Origin of the sequence: Thalassobacillus devorans (assembly GCF_900176565.1) — a bacterium.
Taxonomy (GTDB): domain Bacteria; phylum Bacillota; class Bacilli; order Bacillales; family Halobacillaceae; genus Thalassobacillus; species Thalassobacillus devorans_A.
This window is the reverse complement of the sequence record NZ_FXEH01000004.1, coordinates 128251-147079: the sequence shown is the minus strand read 5'-3', so window position 1 is coordinate 147079 and position 18829 is coordinate 128251. Positions and strand designations below refer to the sequence as shown.

Below are 18829 nucleotides of genomic sequence, written 5' to 3'. Positions count from 1 at the left end.
AGTGACTGCTGTTTGCTAGAAGATATTTTCGCTTATTAGACACCACTGGCCTTCGACGCTTAAGGGGGCCACCTAAGATTTCGAATCCAAAAAGTAGTTATATCAGGGTGAAAAGTGAGTTCACCAAGACTTCTATCCTCTATATTTAATCGTTAACCCTTTTAAGAAATTCCGTGCGTACTTATCTCCGCACTCTTTATAATTTTTGTGTCCTTCTTTTCTTAATAACGCACTTAATTCCCCTTTTGTTATCGTGACTCCCGCTTCATCTAAAATATCTATGATATCCTCACTCGTTAATTTTAGTGCTATTTTCACTTTTTTCAGCATCACGTTATTTACACTTGAATGATTTTTAATGGACCTGTCTGATTTATTAGGCTGTCCAGGTTTTGGTTCTTGTGGTCCTCTTTTGAACGTAATCAAGCCATTTAAAAATGACTCCAACATACTATTTGTGCATTTTATATGATCATCATTCTCCGAGGCGTTCTCAACGTCCTCCTCGTAACTGTCGTCTGACTTGGTGAGTATCTTTGATACTTCTTCTTTTGTAAAGTCCTCTCCCCCAAGTTTAAATATTTCTACCATATCCTGATCTTTTATATCTAACGCATACCTCAATCGAATTAATATATCATTGTTATCCATTTAGAAACCTCCAATAAAATTACATAATTAACAGCATACCTTCATCATAAGGGCTGCCAAGAGACCGTCAGATTTTAAATGATTTTTCCGCTCCCGGCTCCGCGTTTTATTTGTTCCCATTCCTCATTCATATATGTCTGCGTTCATTCAGTCGATTCCCATTATACTTTAAAAGATCTCAGGCACCAATGAAGGATATTTTTACTAAGGATTTTATTTCAATTTATAACAAAAGATAACGGAAAGAAGGAGGGTATCAAATGAAACGAAAATCATTAAGAGATGGTGCATTAACTAACAATCAGACACCTACAGAAAGCCTGCCTGAAAGAGAAAGTAAGGAGACATTTACAGATGTAGATGCTGCAAGAGCCCAGGAACGAGCAAGAATCGCTGATCGCGAAGAGCTTGAAGGGAAAAAGTAATAGTAGAAAAACTTGGCTTATCGCCAAAATTTTTAAAGTAAAAAAGCAGGAACCCTTTACCGGTTACCTGCTTCTTCTTTTAACACTAGTTTTGCGACAGCTTCTACGTGATGGGTCTGAGGGAACATGTCCACCGGCTGAATACCTTCTACTTTATATCCATTCTTCGTCAGGTACTTCATATCCCGTGCCTGTGTCTCAGGGTTGCACGATACGTAGATTACCCGTTTTGGATTCAGCTTCACTACGCTGGACAAGAATGCTTCGTCACTCCCGCTTCGAGGCGGATCCATAATTACTACATCAGCTTTCTCCCCACGTGCTGCCATCTGTACCATGAACTCTCCGGCATCTCCCTGATAGAACCTGGCATTTTTTATGCCGTTGCGTTTGGAATTGCGGATAGCATCACGGACGGCATCTTTATTCAACTCCACCCCAATAACCTTCCCTGCTTTTTGGCTGGCAATCAGACTGATGGTACCAATCCCGCAATACGCATCCACTACGGTTTCCTTGCCCGACAGCTCCGCCATTTCAATCGCCTTCCCATATAACTTTTCTGTCTGCACAGGGTTGATCTGATAGAAGGATTTCGCTGAGATTTCAAACTCCAGTCCACAGAGGGTGTCCGTAATCGTTCCCTTGCCGAACAATACTTTTTCCTGATCGCCCAGAACCATACTGGTGTCCCGGTTATTGACATTCATAAGAAGGGTCGTAATTTCCGGATGAGCCTTTCGCAGGGCTTTTACAAAATTGTTCTTACCCTTGAACACCGGTGACGCGACTACCAGCACCACCATAATTTCACCGCTGACTTTGCCGACTTTAACCAATACGTGTCGCAGGAACCCTTGCCCAGTATCTTCGTTGTAAGGCTGCATTTTTGAGTTTTGAAGGATATCTCTGATCGTCTGCACAATTTCGTCCGCTTTCGGGTCATGAATGAGGCACCGTTCCATTGGTATGATCTGATGCGTGTGCTGGGCGTATAGTCCGCCAATTACCTGACGATGCTGATTCAGACCGAATGTCGTATGGCTCTTGTTCCGGTAATCATACGGGTGGTCCATGGTCATAATCGCTTCCGGCTTAACGAACGGCTTCATGAGTTCATCTACCGTTTCCTGCTTGAAACGCATTTGCTTCTCTTCATTCATATGCTGAATCTGACATCCCCCGCACTCATAGTAATACTCGCACGGCGGAGTTACCCGATCTTTAGAGGGGGTAATCACCTGCTTCAGCTCGGCGTTGACAAAGCCTCCTCTTTGAGACACGGTAACCTCAGCCGTTTCCCCAGGCAACAGGTTCGCTACCTCCAACTGTTTACCTTCCCACTGGACAATGCCTTTGGCATCATTGGTAAGACCGGAACAGGTCACCTTCGCGGTTACCGTTTTCCGCTTTCCTTTAGGTTTGCCACCCTTTTGACTTCCCCGAGAGAAGTTCTGTTTCTTATTCTTTTTGTCCAGGCGTTTTTTTCCTGAATCTCTATATCCTTTATTTTTTCGTTTATTCATAGGCACTTCCCATCTTTCTTCATCCTTGACAATCCATTATATACTAGCCACAGTTAGCAGTAAAACATACGGTAAGAACTTCCTTATTTTATAGAAGTCCTTTTTCATCTTATATTTTAAATTATAAAAGGCCTGCCCCTACGGTTGTTTAACAGGGACAGGCCTATCTTATTTACATTTCTATTACATGAGCGAAAGTCTTATAATCAGAGGGCGTTATTCGGATACAGTACCTGCATCAGCTGGATGTTCGCCATGACGATAGTAGTCAGCATCGATTGGATCCAGCGGCTTGCGTCCAAGGATAAGGTCCGCAGCCTTTTCCGCCAGCATCAGTACAGGCGCATGAATATTACCATTTGTAACGTAAGGCATAGCGGATGCGTCGACCACTCGTACATTATCGAGACCGTGAACCTTCATGGTATTCGGGTCTACGACAGCCATCGGATCTGATTCCGGTCCCATTTTTGCCGTACAAGATGGATGAAGAGCTGTCTCCGCATCTTCTCTCACCCAATCCAGGATTTCCTCTTCCGTCTGAACAGTAGGACCAGGAGAGATTTCTCCGGCATTATAAGGCTTCATGGCTGGCTGAGACATGATTTCACGAGTAATTTTGATCGCTTCCACCCATTCGCGTTTGTCCTGTTCTGTAGAAAGATAGTTGTAGACCATGCTTGGGTGCTCTTTTGGATCTTTTGAACGTATTTTTAATGAACCGCGAGCATCGGAGTACATTGGTCCGATGTGCACTTGGAATCCATGATCCGTTGGCGCTTTCTGCCCATCGTACCGCACCGCTACCGGTAGGAAGTGGAACATCAAGTTCGGATAGTCAACCTCATCGTTCGATCGGACGAAACCTCCGCCTTCGAAATGGTTGGTCGCTGCCGGTCCCGTACGTCCAAGCATCCACTGCAAACCAATCCAAGGCATGCGTGCTTTATTTAAGTTCGGCTGCTCGGAAACAGGAAGTGGACAAGCATGCTGGACATAAACTTCCAGGTGATCCTGAAGATTTTCCCCTACCCCCGGAAGATCGACGACCGGTTTAATACCAAGTGAGCGAAGGTGTTCGGCGTCTCCCACTCCTGATAACTGAAGGAGCTGTGGCGTGTTGATGGCACCACCTGAGAGGATGACTTCACCGGCCTCCACTTGATGGATCTTCCCATTTCGCTTATACGTCAATCCTTTAGCTTTCGTACCATCAAAGTCGATACTCGTAACGAAGGCACGGGTCTTCACTGTCAGGTTCTCCCGGTCCATGATCGGATGGAGATAAGCACGGGAAGCAGACAACCGCTGGCCTTTGTATACGTGCTTATCAAACGGTCCGAACCCCTCCTGGCGAAATCCGTTCACATCAGGAGTTCTGGAATAACCAGCTTCTACAGCCGAGTTAAAGAAAGCCTGGAATAAAGGATTTTTAGCAGGTCCGCGCTCCAATTTGATAGGACCATCATGACCGCGAAGATCATCATCCGGTGATTCTAAAGCATTTTCCAAACGCTTGAAATATGGTAGGCAGTGCGCAAAATTCCACGATTCCATCCCGGGATCGGCTCCCCAGCGTTCATAGTCTTTAGGATTTCCGCGCTGATAAATCATGCCATTGATGGAACTGGAGCCGCCAAGCACCTTCCCTCTGGCATGCTTAATACGCCGGCCATTCATATATGGCTCCGGGTCTGATTCGTATTTCCAGTCGTAGAGGCTTTTGCCGGATGGAAACGGCAAAGCTGCCGGCATTTGGATCAATAAATCCCAGGAATAATCACTGCGTCCCGCCTCTAAAACAAGTACACTCTTTTTCCCATCTTCGCTTAAACGGTTGCCGAGTACAGAACCCGCACTCCCGCCACCAACGATTACAATATCATATGATTCAGTCATTTTCTGTTCCTCCTTGATGTCGAACTTGAAACAAGGGCTTCATTAGAAACCCTTTTTCATTTATTTAATTTATTACTTGATTTTCATAATAGATTGTCAGCTTAGAACCAGTTCATAGCTTCAGGTTTCAGGTTTTGGAAGATATGCTTGGTTTCTGTATATTCCTCTATGCCCAGTCTGCCTAGTTCGCGACCAATACCAGACTGCTTATATCCGCCCCATGGTGCGTGTGGGAAATAAAGATTGAATTCATTAATCCAGACCGTACCCATACGCATCTTCGCGGCACATCGTTCCGCTTTTGCAATATCGTTTGTCCAAACGCCTCCTGCAAGTCCGTAGATCGAGTCATTGGCAAGCTTTACGGCTTCTTCTTCTTTTTTAAATTTCTCAACCGTAATAACTGGACCAAAAGCTTCCTCTTGGACAATGCTCATGTCTGTCGTGCAGTCGGTGAAAATCGTAGGCAAGTAGAAAAATCCTTTTTGTAATTCCGGATCTTCCGGGCGCTTACCGCCAACTGCTAATGTAGCCCCTTCTTTAACACCTGCTTCCACATACTTTTCTACCTTCGCAAGATGTTCCGCTGAAATAAGCGGTCCCATCTGTGTATCTTCGTCAAATCCGCTTCCCAGCTTGAAATTTTTCACCCGTTCCACAAGCGCATTAACGAAATCATCGTGCATACTTTCTTCTACAATCAATCTTGTACCAGCAGAGCAGATTTGTCCGGCGTGAAAGAATACGCCATTTAATGCCTGGTCGACTGCTGTCTCAAAATCAGCATCAGCAAAGATGATATTCGGGTTTTTCCCGCCAAGCTCAAGTGCGAGCTTCTTCACATTCACGCTTGCCGCTTGCATGATCTTTTTCCCGGTAACAATCCCGCCTGTAAAAGAAATAAGGTCTACATCCGTGTTACTGGATAGCTCTGCACCGACGGTATCACCTGCACCAAGAACAAGGTTCGCAACACCCGCAGGCACTCCCGCCTCTTCCATCAGTTCAAATACTTTTATCGTAGTAAGTGGTGTGATTTCACTTGGCTTCATGATTAACGTATTTCCTGTCGCAAGCGCTGGAGCCAGTTTCCAGGACGCTTGAAGTAATGGATAATTCCAAGGTGTAATTTGCCCGCAAACACCAACCGGTTCATGAACCACTTTACTGATAGAGTCGGGCACTGGAGAATCGATCAGTTCCCCGCCATTTTTATCTGCAAGTTCTCCATAATAACGGAACACTCCAGCGATATCGTCCATATCTCCGCGACTTTCTTCCATTGTTTTTCCAGTATCCAAGGATTCTAAATGAGCCAGTTCCTCTTTATCTCTTTCAATCAATTCCGCAATTTTCATTACGACAGTTCCCCGCTCAGTCGCTGGGGTAGAAGCCCATTCTCCGTTATCAAATGCTTCTCTTGCTGCAGCGATGGCTGCTTTCGTATCGGATTCATCGCCTTCCGGAACAACAGCAATGATTTCCTGGTTAAATGGATTGATAATATGACGCGTATTCTCCGAGTTCGCATTAACCCATTTACCATTAATGTATTGTTTTAGTTTTATATCCAAATCTATCAACTCCATTTTCGAAGTAATTAAGTTTATTAAAAATTTATTTAACGTTTAAAACACTAACATGCCTTTTTACGGTTGTCAAAAATACTTTCAAACAAAAACCCTGAAAAGAATTAACAGGGACCGGAATGGTTATGATGAGTAATGTAGCGGGTATTTGCTCGAAAATAAATTAAAATTCCTATTTGACATTTCTTCTGAAGACGTTAACATAAAGTTTGTGCAAAATATTTAATTATTTTTTAATTTGGTTTACTTTAAACTGAAGGAGCGACCTTATGAGTGAATCCATGGAAAAATCGAGAATCAAAATAGAAGAAGCCAAAGATAAAGTTATTGGCGCCATTGCGGAGACAATGGATTTATACGGGGTAACACCAGCCGCTGCCAATTTATATGCGACGATGTACTTTGAAGATCAGATGACACTTGATGAAATGCGTGAGGAACTGGGAATGAGTAAACCAAGCATGAGTACCAGTGTCCGCAGGCTCCAGGAAATCAAAATGGTGAAAAAAACATTTACACGGGGTTCCAGAAAACATACGTATGCAGCGGAGAAAAATTTCTTCCGTTCGTTTATGGCGTTTTATTGCCAGATGTGGGAACGGGAAGCGAAAATGAATTTGGATGCAATTGAAGAAGCGCAGGAAGATTTCATCGATGTTATAAAAGATTCCAGCAGCACACCAGAAATTGTTGCCCAAGCAAAGGGATACTATGATCAACTAGAAGAATCTAAAACCTATTATCACTGGCTGGAAGACTTAGTGGAAAGTATAAGAAGCGGTGAGATATTCGAGTTCTTACCGAAAGATCAACAAGATTAAGTAAATAAGCATTACCAGGTAGTCCAGCCTGGACTACCTGGTTGAACCACTCTTTTTATTGAAAGAGTTGGCTGCTTTGCGCATTTATGTTAAATAAATTCTTAATACATTAAACTTTTTGAATGTATTAAGGATTAATATAAAACAAAAGGGAGTTTTTCAACATGAGCAACTGGAAAAAAAGTCTTAGTTTTATTTTCGCTATTCTAATGGTGGCTGTACTGACAGCATGCGGAAACACTAGTGGAGAATCAGACAGTGACCAATCAGGGACAGAATCAGAAGAAAATGATCAAGAACTAATCATTGGTCAAATTAGCTGGGCTGAAAATATTGCTGTAACAAATATGTGGAAAGTGATTTTAGAAGAAAAAGGGTATGACGTAAAATTAAACAATTTGAACATGGGAGCTACGATGAGTGCGTTAGATAGTGGCGATCTAGATGCCAGCTTAGAAATATGGCTGCCGGTTCAGGATGCTAATTACTTAGAGAAATATCAGGACACGGTTAATTTCTCAGATGCTACCTGGTATGACAATGCAAAAGTAGGACTTGTTGTCCCAGAATATTTAGAAGATGTGAATAGCATAGAAGACTTAAATGACCATAAAGAATTGTTCAATAGTGAAATTGTTGGTTTTGATCCTGGCGCTGGTACAATGGAAATTGTTGAACAAGCAATCGAGGACTATGACCTCGAACTTCAACTGCTGCCAAGTTCGGAATCTGCCATGATAGCTGAAATTGGAGAAGCAGTAAAAAATGAGGAGCCTATCGTGGCACCACTTTGGAGCCCGCACTGGGTATTCTCCAAGTATGACCTGAAATTCCTGGAAGACCCACAAAACACATTCGGTGATACAGAAAAAATCCACCATGCTACCAGACAAGGATTTGAAGAAGATTACCCTGAAGTAAGTGAATGGTTTAAAAATTGGAAGATGGATGATCAGCAAATCGGCGAACTGATTGAATATGTAGAAAATGCCGAAGAGCCTATTGATGGAGCAGAGAAATGGGTGGACGAGAACCGGGATTTGATTGATGAATGGGTAAAATAAACAAAGAAATATAAAAAATAAGCAGAAAGCAGGCCTATAATGGGCCTGCTTTTCATATTGGACATAACATCCTTTCTTCATTTTCCATCTACTTGTTGACATGTTGTGATCAAAGGTATATATTTTGCATTAAGGAAACTTTTTAAGCATAAGGAAAAATCAGTCACCTTTATTTAGAACACCTATATACTAAAAGAAATATTTTTTTACCCAAAAAGTTGCACTAAGGAAAATTATGTTCCTTATTTAAACTTTTATGGTTAAACGCTAAAATTCTACAAGTGATTTTATGAAAGCATAGGAAGCATTAGAAGGAGGAGAATCCATGGAGAAAGCGGCTATTTCTATCAACGATCTGCATGTTTCCTATTATGGAAATGAAGCATTAAAAGGAGTTAGTTTATCCGTACAACCAGGAAATCTGGTTGGAATTATCGGCCCTAACGGTGCTGGGAAGTCCACGCTTTTAAAAGCGATGTTGAACCTGCTCCCAAAGGATAAAGGGGATATTAAAGTATTAGGGAAGACCGTAAAAGAAGTAAGGAAAAAGATCGCCTATGTACCACAACGCAATGATATTGATTGGGATTTCCCTATTACCGTACTTGATGCGGTACTTTTGGGCACTTACCCGAACCTTCAACTATTTAGGCGCCCTAAGAAAAAAGAAAAAGAATGGGCGCTGGAGTGTCTTCAACGGGTCGGCATGGAAGCATTCAAAAAGAGACAAATCGGTGAGCTGTCCGGCGGCCAGCAGCAGCGTGTCTTTCTTGCCCGCGCCTTAGCCCAAAAAGCAGAGTTATTCTGCCTTGATGAACCTTTTGTCGGAGTTGATGCTTCCAGTGAAGAAACGATTGTAACCATATTGAAAGAGCTTTGCATGCAAGGAAAGACGGTCATTGTCGTGCACCATGACCTTAGTAAGGCAAATGATTACTTCAGTCAACTCATCCTGTTAAACAAAGAGTTGATCAGCTTCGGTGGCGTTAATGAAGTCATTCAATCCGATATCATTGAAAGAGCCTACAAAGGCCAGTTTGCTTTTATGAAAGAGATGGGAGTGTAAGGGATGGCTTTTATTGAAGCAATTATGCAGTATGGATTTTTACAAAAAGCATTATTAACTTCGATTATGGTAGGAATTATCTGTGGTGTGATTGGCTGCTTTATTATTCTCAGAGGTATGGCGCTTATGGGAGATGCCATCTCTCATGCAGTGTTACCAGGCGTTGCAATTTCGTATATGCTTGGCATCAACTTCTTCTTCGGGGCTGTTTTCAGTGGTGTTGTTACAGCCATAGCAATCGGATTTGTCAGTCAGAACAGTCGGATTAAACACGATACTTCCATTGGCATTATGTTCACTGCTGCCTTTGCGGCTGGGATAATCATCATAACCTTGCTAAAGAGCAGTACGGATTTATACCATATTCTGTTCGGGAATGTGCTTGCTGTCCGCTCGTCAGATATGTGGATCACCCTTGCTATCGGGATCGTCGTGCTGGCAGCTGTATACCTCTTTTATAAAGAACTACTGATTACATCGTTCGATGAAACAATGGGAGCGGCCTATGGCCTGCCAGTCCGGCTGATTCATTATTTTCTTATGACATTGCTGACGATGGTGACAGTTGCTTCTCTCCAAACTGTAGGTATAGTTCTGGTGGTAGCAATGTTAATCACGCCAGCAGCTGCTGCCTATCTCTTAACGGATCGTTTATGGATAATGATTTTTCTAGCGTCTGGAATCGGCGTCATCTCCTCTATTGCCGGTCTGTACTTCAGTTTCACCTACAACCTGGCTTCAGGAGCAACGATTGTTATTTCAGCAACTGCCATCTTCGTTCTCGTTTTCCTATTCTCTCCAAAACATGGATTAATATGGAGGATGTTAAGGGTCAAAAAGAAGAGAGCCTCACTTATTTAGTGTGAAATAATAGAAAACAGGAGGAAAATAAATGATTAAGAAAAGGATTTTGCTTTTAGCAGCCTCAATTTTAACGCTTATGATGTTGGTTGCCTGCGGAGGTGAGGAAGCAACCGGGAACTCCGAGAGTACTAATGGAAAGATTCAAGTCGTTACCACTTACTCGATCGTGTACGACATTGTTAAAAATGTAGGCGGGGACTTAGTGGAGATTCACAGCCTGGCACCAGTTGGGTCTAACCCTCATGAATATGACCCACTTCCGGAGGATGTTAAGAAAACAACGGATGCAGATGCTGTTTTCTATAACGGCCTAAACCTCGAAGCAGGAAACTCATGGTTTGACAATCTAATGGAAACAGCCGGAAAAAATGGAGATCATGCTCCTGTTTTCCTTATGAGTAAAGGGGTCGATCCGATGTACTTAACATCGAAAGGCAAGCAGGGTGAGGAAGATCCTCATGCATGGCTGGACATTCGTAACGGCATCCAATATGCGAAAAATGCAAGAGATGGTCTCATTAAAGTCGACCCGGAAAACGAAGAAGTCTATAAAAAAAATGCCGAACAGTATATTACGAAACTCAAAGAGCTCCATGACAGTGCTGTAGAGGAATTCAACCAAATTCCTGAAGAAGAACGTGTACTTGTGACGAGTGAAGGAGCATTCAAATATTTCAGTGACGCATACGGATTTCAGGCTGAATATATTTGGGAAATCAACCAGGAAAATCAAGGAACTCCCGATCAAATTACAAGAATTGTAGATATCATCAACGACAAAGAAATCACTGGTCTATTTTTAGAAACCAGTATTGATCCGCGGAGCATGGAGGCAGTCGCTGCTGAAACCAATGTCCCGATCATGGGTACAGTGTTTACAGATTCTCTGGCCAAACCCGGTGAAAATGGCGATACGTATATTTCTATGATGGAATCGAACATAAAAACCATTAAAGAGGGTTTGATACAGTAACCATAAAAAGCTGTCATCCTAAGTGGATGACAGCCTTTTTATACGCTTTATTTAAAAGGAGTTACAACGCAACTAGTGCAAAAAAACCAGAAAGCAAAAGGGCCAGCCACGCTTTCCCTATCCAAAAAAGCTTTCCGCCTTTTCCAGCATTTCCTCCTGATCGGGTGATAATTCATGCTCATCAATGATTGCCTCTACCGGGCAAGCTGCGACACAAGCACCACAGTCTATACAAGTATTCGGATCAATGAAATATTGATCCTCCCCTTCTTCAATACAATCAACCGGACAGACATCCACACACTCTGCTGCCTTTTCATGACGGCACGGAGCCGTTATTACAAAAGCCAAGATGATCCTCTCCTTCTCTCTGTTTTGATGTAACATTTCCAATCTGTCTTAATCATCTATTTTCACTTCGTACTAAATTCCTCTTTGACCGCCTTCGTATATTCTTCTTTATTCAGATTTAAAAAATCTAAAGCATTAAGCCCGAGAATTTTCCCTTTTTCTGCGCCACTTAATGTCGACAATCGGTCAACAACTTCTCCCGATGGTGCTTCACGTAATAAGAAAGGGTAATCAGAACCTGCTATGATTTGATCGACTCCGAATTTCTCAATCATAAATTGCAAATTATCTTCATCGTAAACCAGGGAATCATAATATAGTAATTTCGCATAGTGACTTGGTGGCTTCTCCGTCTTTCTGATTTGCGGCCATACATTCCATCCTTTATCCATTCTTGGTAATAAATAAGGTAAAGAACCACCACCATGGGCAAAACATAATTTTAAGTTTGGATACCTATCCAGCATGCCGCTCATAATGATACTCCCGGCTGCCAAGGCTGTTTCGGAAGGCATCCCCACCATATACATAAAGTTATGGCGTGGCATCCGTTCTTTTCCTAACGTTGCCCAAGGATGAATAAACAACGGTACTTCCTGATCGTTTGCCGCTTTGAAGAATCGCTCTAATGAGTCATCATCCAAGTTCTTACCGTTCACGTTACTTCCTATTTCGATACCTTTCAGCCCCAGTTCATTGACCGCTCGATCCATTTCTTTTATAGCTGAATCAACATCTTGTAACGGGACGGTAGCTAACCCTATGAACCTATTCGGATGTTCACGTGTGACGGATGCAATGAAATCATTCTGGAACCTTGCCATTTCCAAGCCTTGCTCAGGATCCGCCCAATAACTGAAGGTAACTGGAATCGGAGACAAAACCTGAATATCAATACCTTCTTTGTCCATGTCACTCAGCCGCTTTTCTGCATCCCAGGTCTGGTCCGTTATCTCCCTGAATTTATTACCCTTAATCATGATATTAGCACCGCAGTCACATGTTTTCTCTAACACAGGCCAGCGATCATCGCCATATTTTTCGGCCAAATTCAGAAAGTCCTCGGAAATGATATGTGTATGAAAATCAATGTTTAGGTCTGGTTTCACCACTGAACTCTCCCCACCTTCATAGTTTCGGAATAGAGAGACTAGCAAGCTAGTCTCTCCCTTTCTATTACTCTCCTATTTTCGTTCCATAAGTCAGGTAAGATTCCGGCGGTGTGCTTCCCCACATCTCCAGGCCTAGCTGACCAACATCGGAAGACCATTTGATCGGCTCCCAATCCGGGGAGAACATAAGGATGCCGCCTGTCCAGATTTCTACGCGGTGGCCAGAAGGTTCAAACACATAGATGAATTGCGCACCACTAGTTCCATGTTTACCAGGGCCCCATTCAATCTTAATGCCATTCTCAGCCATAATATTGGATGCACGTAGAAGTTCATCCGGGGAATCCAGGTAATAGGCTAAATGGTGGAAAGCTGCCCCATCTTGATTGGAGTTTCTCATCAATGCAATTTCATGTGCAATATTTGTTCGGCTCAACCATGACCCTAAACGGACATCTTCCTGGTTTTGAATATAATAACGATGGTGAATACCGAGCAAGTCCGTCCACCATTGTTGTTCTTTCGCAACATCATTAACCATCAGATTGACATGATCAAAGCGACGAGGGGAGACACCTTTCGCCATATACTTACTTGGATGACTTGGCAAGTTTGATTTCAAAGCAGGATCATCCGTTACAAACAATTCTTTTTCCCAATATAATTCAACTGGAATTCCAGCAGGGGATTTGAAGTGGAGCGTATCTCCTAATGCTTTCTTTTGTCCGCCACCTACCCAGTGACAGTCAATATTCATTACTTGTAATTGCTTTTCGAATAGCTCCAGGGACTCTTTTGTGCTAACACGCCAGCCCATGCGGTTGACTTCTGAAGTATTAGAGGCCTTCAGCACAAGCGTGTGGTGGTCAAAGTCCTGCCATGCCCGCAAATAGGCACGATCTCCGTCCGTCTCGGTTAATACAAGACCCATCACTTCGGTGAAAAACCATAGCGATTTCTCAAAATTAGTGACACTGATCTCCACATGGCCGATATGGGCAACCGTACGTAAATAAGTTTCCAGCCTTTCCTGCGCTGATTCCTGACTGATGATTTCTTCTTTTACTTTCGACATATAAAGTTCCTCCTCTTTTATAAAACAGTCCTTTTTATATTAAGTGACTACTTTTTCTTTCTTCTTCTTATCTTTCCTGCTCATGATGGATGTACTATGAGCTGCGTGTAAGGATTCATCTGGATTGATATAAACTTTTGCGTTACTCACGGCAATCGGAGCCTCTCCAAAACCGGTTGCCATCAACTTAACTTTGCCTGGATAAGTTGAAATATCTCCTGCTGCATAGATTCCAGGAATATTCGTTTCAGCTCTTGAGTTTACTAGAATTGAGTTCTTTTCTATCTCAAGTCCCCAGTCATTAATAGGTCCCAGATTGGATATAAAACCATAATTGACCAGGTATTCATCTGCCTTTAATTCCATAAATTCTTCCGCCTTGGCTTTTTTCAGTTTTACGCAATCTATTTTTTCCTCTCCCAATAATTCACAAGGACTATACGGAGTTAGAATATTAACAGATGAATCCTTCAATAAATTGACACTATGTTCATGAGCCCTGAACCGGTCTCTTCGATGGACGATGTTTACCGATGAAGCAACATTCTCTAACATGAGCGCCCAATCTACCGCAGAATCTCCGCCGCCACAAACGACTACATCTTTATCTTTAAAATCATTAATATCCTCGATACTGTAATGAAGGTTCTTCCCTGTATAGTGTTCTTCTCTTTCTAAATTCATGTTGCGCGGCTTAAAGGCGCCATTCCCGGCCGTGACAATGATCGTTCTCGAGTAATGGGTCTGGGTATTTGTTTTGATTGTGAAAATATCATTTTCTTTTGTGACTTCTTTGACTTCTTCACCCAGGCAAACCTCATTTTCAAATTGGTCCATTTGAACTTTTAACTGTTCGACTAGATCCTTCGCTTTCACCTTAGGAAATCCAGCGACATCATAGACGTATTTATCCGGGTATAACGCAGCCAGCTGGCCGCCCAGTTGAGGTAAACTTTCGATAACTTTCACGCTTGCCTGACGCATCCCTGCGTAGAAAGCAGTAAACATACCAACTGGACCACCGCCTACAATGGTAATGTCGTAGACTTCGTGCTGATTACTCATACCATTCACCACCTCTCCTTAGGAAACTATTAGAGAATTAAACTGATTTTTCCGTGCGGCCTTAAACTATCGAGATTTAAGATCACTTTTTTACTTTTGATAGCAAGTTCTCCATTTTGCTGAACAATTTCGTATTTGTGTTTACCAACAAACGTATCTAACACTTCTCTTTTGGTTCGATGTGTTGTAAAGTTGCACTCCACTGTAATTACATCAGACTCGACACCACTAACCAGAATGTTATGGTAATTTCGAAGTGTGGTGGAGTGCGGATATTCCACATGGGCTTCTTTCTTCAACAGGCGCTCCGCCCGCTCTTGCAGGCGTGACCGATTATCATGCACATAGAATAGCGATTCCGTCGGACTGGCTTCAGGCTTGCCGATCGGCGGAACTTTATAGGTGCCGTCATCCGTAAACAATGCCGCCCATTCTTTCAGCTTCCATTCATCGAGTAATTTGGCTTCTTTATAAAGGAAATCAACCACATTTTGGCGTGTTAGCGCTACTACTGTCATGGCTGCGCAACCTCCTTCTTCATGGATTCCTCGATTCTGACCTTATACTGCCTCCAGAAACTCCTCATTTGGAGTTCATCGGTTGCCATGGCATTTTCTTCTCCTCTAACCATGCCCTTAGAAATATCATTCCATTGAACTTCCTCGTTATTGTTATAGGCTTCCTGACATAGTTCCAATGCTTCATTGTCGTCCGGAGTAGCAAATCCGCCCGGTCCCAAAAATTCAAGGAAGTTATTATTCCTGGCCATTCGATGCTCTTCATCTTCTCCTATAGGCGCTAAGGAATAGCCGGAGACTTCCATATATCCTGGACTCGACGGGTAGAACGTTCTTGCTGTAATCGCCATAATGTCGTTGATAACCAAATTAGGGAATATGATAATGTTCCGGTTGTAGTTCGCGATTCGATCGGCACGTTCTTCTCCGAACCTTTCCACTAATTTTTCTTTCATTTTCTCCATATCTTGTTTTAAATCTTCGCTCCAAATAGGTGTCCACTGAGCAACCGGTCTTCCCCAAGGTGCCACATATTCCATAACAGCGTGACCGTTACCCAGGTCTTTGCCCCTTCCTTCCAGCTTCACGCGTTTTAAACCAGGGTCCTGGGCTTGTTTAATATCGAAATAGGTTTTATGGGTAGGCATGCCGTGATAGAGGTCGACGCTATTTTCAGCTAGCAGCTTCCAATTTGCCCGGACACTGTATTCCTGCACTCCTCCGAGAACTTCCAATCCTGTTTCGGATTGATCTGCTGCCAGGTCAATATATTCCTTGGCATCCCCTAAGTAGTCATCCAGGGAAATAGCCTGATCGTCAAAGTTCACAAATATGAACCCACGATAGCTTTCCAATCGATTAACCGCTTTCATGTCTTTCTCGCCATCGCAGTTAAAATCATCAGGGAACCCATCTTTACCCGGCATACCATTCAATTGGCCATCATTTTTAAAGCTCCAGGCATGATAGAAACAACGAAACACCCTTGAATTACCTTCATTTTCTCTGGCGACAAGTGCACCGCGATGTGGGCAGGTATTATACAGGGCTCTAATTTCACCGTCCTGACTATGGACAAGCAGTAAGTTACGTCCACCTACTTTTTTCCGTTTGTAATCTCCTTTTTCGGGAACTTCTGTTTCATGGCCAATAAACAGCCAGCATTTATTGAAGATTTCTGCCCGTTCTCTTGCCAGCATTTCTTTATCCGTAAAAACACTTCGATGAACAAGAAATTCATTTTTCTCCCGATTATCCCGGATTAATTCTTCCATGTTATTCACCTCATTTTTAGATTTCTAAAGCATTGGGGAGATCCCAGGTGTAGTATTTAACTTCCTTTTGTTAGCGCTTGCATTTCTTCGAAAGCTTTTTTTAGCTTATTTTTTAAACTTAATGCTTCTTTTTTTTCACTTACACCTTGTAAAAAATCACACAATTTTCCACTTCCTCCTTAGCTGGTTATTACTAAATTCATGTTGTTTAAATTGCTTACTTTTCATTATAAAAGTCAGAATTTTTAGATACCAATCGAATATTTCTTTGGTTTACCACGAATATTAAAAAATAATTTATACAACAGTTTCTAAAATACAGAATTATCTGTAATCACCGTTGACAAGTTATCTTTTTTATCAATATAATCATCGTATGCTTAACTCTAAGCGGGAACTTCCCCCATTAACTAGTAGATTTTAGGAATAATGGATCCTCCATTTTCTACCTTTTATCCAAGGTGATTACTTTTAACTGCAATCGCTTAGCCATCTTTGAAAGCGCTTTCCGTGTTACATCCTTTTTAATAGTCTCTGTTAAACCAGTGAGGTTAAGTAGAGCCTTTTAATAAGTAAGTTTTAGGAGGAAACTAGATGAATGAATGCCAATTGAATACGTTTCTTACCATTGTGAAATATAAAAGCTATTCAAAAGCTGCTGAAGTTCTTGATGTGACCCAACCGACCGTTACCTCACGTATAAAGGCTTTAGAAGAAATCTTGCAATGCCAGCTTTTCAAAAGAATTGGACACGAAATATATCTGACAGAAGAAGGAAATCTGTTCATCGAATACGCAAAAAATATCCTGTTATATATTAATCACTCCAAAGAAATTCCCAACATGGTTAAAGATCCAATCATCAAGGTCGGCTTCTCTCCCGGATACTCGCACTCTTTTATTGTAGAACTTTTAAAAACGATCAAATCAATCGGGGATATTGATGTTCAAGTGATCGAAGGGTTTGATTCTGTCAGTTTAAATGAGCGGGCTTTATCAGGAGAGGTTGATTTAATCTTTACTAGAAATGCACTCTCAAATAATCATGACATTACTTCCGAATACTTATTTGAAAATAATTTGGTGGTGGTCCTGCCAAAAGAGCACGCCTTATGTCAAAGAGAATCTTTGGGGGTAAAAGATTTAAGCGGAGAAACAATTATCAGTTATCGAAGAAACTCCACTTTATGGAATTTAATTGATAAACAACTTAATGGCGCCCAGAATATTACCCGCATGGATGTCGATAATAACGAAATGCTTCTGAATGCTGTGGCCAATGAAATCGGGATAGGTATCATCCCTAAACTGGGAGTTGATAGGAGGTACGAGAGTGAAGTGGAAGTCCGGGAAATCGATGAAATTTATAATATACCCAATCATGTGTACGTCCAATTTCGCAATAATTCCCGCATCGAGAGTCTGGCTAAAAAAATTATTTACTCGATCATCAATCATAAATATACAGAGGCCCAATAAAACACAGAGACGATTCTGCAGCTTCCAAAATTGGAAGTCAGAGAATCGCCTCTGTGTTTTTCTTATTTTCCTAATGCTTTGGCACTTGTACCACCGATGGACCAATGCGTTTTTGGCACTTCGTTGACAAGAACGCGTACATTTTCTTTCGGAGCACCCAGTGACTCACTGACAGTGTCAGTCAGGTTCTTCATCAGTGTTTCAATTTGTTCGGGATCTCTTCCCTCCATCATTTGCACATTGATAATCGGCACATCCATCACCACCTCTAAAGAGTTCCAATTATTCTTTCACGAAAAATGAGACGTTACCTAATCCACCGTATTCGGCTTGGACAAAGTCACCTGGAGATAGTCGTACGGCTGCAGTGACACCGCCGGTTAAAATCGGCTGTCCCGCTTTTACTTTTTCTCCCTTTTTACTTACCATATTGGCGAGTCTGGCTACTGAATTGGCTGGGTTTCCAAGCACAGCGGCTCCTGCTCCCAATGATTGGATTTCTCCATTGATCGATAACGTCACACCGACCACATCAAGGTCCAGTTCATCAGGTTTTCTAAAATAGGTTCCAAATACAGCACCAGCCGCAGAGGTATTATCTGCAATGACATCCGGCAGTGTAAAATTGAAGTTCTCATATCGGCTGTCGATTATCTCTATCGCCGGGAATACATATTCTGTCGCTCGCAGCACATCCAATGCGGTCACGTTTGGTCCTTCCAGGTCCCTTGCTAAAATAAAGCCGATTTCCGGTTCCACTTTGGGATGAATGTAATCAGAAATGGAAATGGAATCTCCATCCTCGACTACCATATTATCGAATACATATCCATAGATGGGATCATCTACATCCATCTGCTTCATCTTAGCCTCACTGGTTATCCCCATTTTCGGGCCAATGATTTGATAGCCATCTTCAATTTTTTGGCGAACCAGTTCTTCTTGAATGATGTACCCTTCATCAATCGAAAGTTCCGGATATAAATTGGCCGTAATTTTTGTTATTTCCCGTTTTTCTTTTTCTGCACCATGTACGTAATCAGCAAGCTCATTAATTAGATGATTATCCATAATATT

19 protein-coding genes are annotated in these 18829 nt (G+C 42.2%); 7 read left to right on the top strand and 12 right to left on the bottom strand.

Annotation, left to right across the window (positions count from 1 at the left end; all coding sequences use genetic code 11):
- Nucleotides 1–132 precede the first annotated feature (132 nt).
- Nucleotides 133–651 (bottom strand): YehS family protein, encoded by a 519-nt coding sequence (locus B9Y67_RS02690; RefSeq protein ID WP_085505245.1) that lies wholly within the window; start codon nucleotides 649–651, stop codon nucleotides 133–135.
- A gap of 260 nt (nucleotides 652–911) precedes the next feature.
- On the opposite strand from B9Y67_RS02690, the gene B9Y67_RS20570 reads away from it, so the two are divergent.
- The gene (locus tag B9Y67_RS20570; protein ID WP_166761431.1) at nucleotides 912–1076 is read left to right on the top strand and encodes a hypothetical protein; all 165 of its coding nucleotides are present in this window, start codon (nucleotides 912–914) and stop codon (nucleotides 1074–1076) included.
- A 56-nt stretch (nucleotides 1077–1132) separates the two neighbouring features.
- Here B9Y67_RS20570 and rlmD read toward each other — a convergent pair whose 3' ends face one another.
- The 3 genes from rlmD to betB form a co-directional block, all read right to left on the bottom strand.
- Nucleotides 1133–2602 (bottom strand): 23S rRNA (uracil(1939)-C(5))-methyltransferase RlmD, encoded by a 1470-nt coding sequence (gene rlmD / locus B9Y67_RS02685; RefSeq protein WP_085505244.1) that lies wholly within the window; start codon nucleotides 2600–2602, stop codon nucleotides 1133–1135.
- Between the two features lie 216 nt (nucleotides 2603–2818).
- Nucleotides 2819–4501: a choline dehydrogenase gene (gene betA / locus B9Y67_RS02680; protein WP_085505243.1), complete on the bottom strand. Its 1683-nt coding sequence runs from the start codon at nucleotides 4499–4501 to the stop codon at nucleotides 2819–2821.
- A 101-nt stretch (nucleotides 4502–4602) separates the two neighbouring features.
- Nucleotides 4603–6090, bottom strand: a complete 1488-nt coding sequence (gene betB, locus B9Y67_RS02675; protein ID WP_254901683.1) for a betaine-aldehyde dehydrogenase — start codon at nucleotides 6088–6090, stop codon at nucleotides 4603–4605.
- A gap of 269 nt (nucleotides 6091–6359) precedes the next feature.
- On the opposite strand from betB, the gene cudC reads away from it, so the two are divergent.
- The 5 genes from cudC (at nucleotide 6360) to B9Y67_RS02650 (ending at nucleotide 10878) form a co-directional block, all read left to right on the top strand.
- On the top strand, nucleotides 6360–6911 hold the full coding sequence (gene cudC, locus B9Y67_RS02670; RefSeq protein WP_085505241.1) for a choline uptake/conversion transcriptional regulator CudC: 552 nt from the start codon (nucleotides 6360–6362) through the stop codon (nucleotides 6909–6911).
- 164 nt (nucleotides 6912–7075) lie between these two features.
- Entirely contained in the window at nucleotides 7076–7975 is a 900-nt protein-coding gene (locus B9Y67_RS02665; protein WP_085505240.1) for a glycine betaine ABC transporter substrate-binding protein, read from the top strand.
- Between the two features lie 325 nt (nucleotides 7976–8300).
- The gene (locus tag B9Y67_RS02660) at nucleotides 8301–9041 is read left to right on the top strand and encodes a metal ABC transporter ATP-binding protein (protein WP_085505239.1); all 741 of its coding nucleotides are present in this window, start codon (nucleotides 8301–8303) and stop codon (nucleotides 9039–9041) included.
- Nucleotides 9042–9044: 3 nt separating this feature from the next.
- Nucleotides 9045–9902: a metal ABC transporter permease gene (locus B9Y67_RS02655; RefSeq protein ID WP_085505238.1), complete on the top strand. Its 858-nt coding sequence runs from the start codon at nucleotides 9045–9047 to the stop codon at nucleotides 9900–9902.
- Nucleotides 9903–9933: 31 nt separating this feature from the next.
- A complete protein-coding gene (locus tag B9Y67_RS02650; RefSeq protein WP_085505237.1) occupies nucleotides 9934–10878 on the top strand; it encodes a metal ABC transporter solute-binding protein, Zn/Mn family in 945 nt (314 codons plus the stop codon).
- A gap of 117 nt (nucleotides 10879–10995) precedes the next feature.
- On the opposite strand, the gene B9Y67_RS02645 is transcribed toward B9Y67_RS02650, so the two are convergent.
- The 6 genes from B9Y67_RS02645 to B9Y67_RS02620 all read right to left on the bottom strand — a co-directional run bounded on the left by B9Y67_RS02645 (nucleotide 10996) and on the right by B9Y67_RS02620 (nucleotide 16273).
- On the bottom strand, nucleotides 10996–11229 hold the full coding sequence (locus B9Y67_RS02645; RefSeq protein ID WP_085505236.1) for an indolepyruvate ferredoxin oxidoreductase subunit alpha: 234 nt from the start codon (nucleotides 11227–11229) through the stop codon (nucleotides 10996–10998).
- Between the two features lie 62 nt (nucleotides 11230–11291).
- Complete coding sequence (locus tag B9Y67_RS02640) at nucleotides 11292–12338, bottom strand: amidohydrolase family protein (RefSeq protein WP_085505624.1); 1047 nt, start codon at nucleotides 12336–12338, stop codon at nucleotides 11292–11294.
- Nucleotides 12339–12405: 67 nt separating this feature from the next.
- Nucleotides 12406–13416, bottom strand: a complete 1011-nt coding sequence (locus B9Y67_RS02635) for a VOC family protein (protein ID WP_085505235.1) — start codon at nucleotides 13414–13416, stop codon at nucleotides 12406–12408.
- 39 nt (nucleotides 13417–13455) lie between these two features.
- Nucleotides 13456–14481 carry an NAD(P)/FAD-dependent oxidoreductase gene (locus B9Y67_RS02630; protein ID WP_085505234.1) on the bottom strand — a complete coding sequence of 342 codons (1026 nt, stop codon included), beginning with the start codon at nucleotides 14479–14481 and terminating at the stop codon, nucleotides 13456–13458.
- Nucleotides 14482–14510: 29 nt separating this feature from the next.
- Nucleotides 14511–14999, bottom strand: a complete 489-nt coding sequence (locus tag B9Y67_RS02625) for an aromatic-ring-hydroxylating dioxygenase subunit beta (protein ID WP_085505233.1) — start codon at nucleotides 14997–14999, stop codon at nucleotides 14511–14513.
- Complete coding sequence (locus B9Y67_RS02620) at nucleotides 14996–16273, bottom strand: aromatic ring-hydroxylating oxygenase subunit alpha (RefSeq protein WP_085505232.1); 1278 nt, start codon at nucleotides 16271–16273, stop codon at nucleotides 14996–14998. The genes B9Y67_RS02625 and B9Y67_RS02620 overlap by 4 nt, the downstream gene beginning before the upstream one ends.
- Before the next feature lie 594 nt (nucleotides 16274–16867).
- Between B9Y67_RS02620 and B9Y67_RS02615 the strand changes: the two genes are divergently transcribed.
- Nucleotides 16868–17752: a LysR family transcriptional regulator gene (locus B9Y67_RS02615; RefSeq protein WP_085505231.1), complete on the top strand. Its 885-nt coding sequence runs from the start codon at nucleotides 16868–16870 to the stop codon at nucleotides 17750–17752.
- Between the two features lie 62 nt (nucleotides 17753–17814).
- Here B9Y67_RS02615 and B9Y67_RS02610 read toward each other — a convergent pair whose 3' ends face one another.
- Nucleotides 17815–18006: a 4-oxalocrotonate tautomerase gene (locus tag B9Y67_RS02610; RefSeq protein ID WP_062440323.1), complete on the bottom strand. Its 192-nt coding sequence runs from the start codon at nucleotides 18004–18006 to the stop codon at nucleotides 17815–17817.
- 28 nt (nucleotides 18007–18034) lie between these two features.
- Nucleotides 18035–18823, bottom strand: a complete 789-nt coding sequence (locus B9Y67_RS02605) for a 2-keto-4-pentenoate hydratase (protein WP_085505230.1) — start codon at nucleotides 18821–18823, stop codon at nucleotides 18035–18037.
- Nucleotides 18824–18829 lie beyond the last annotated feature (6 nt).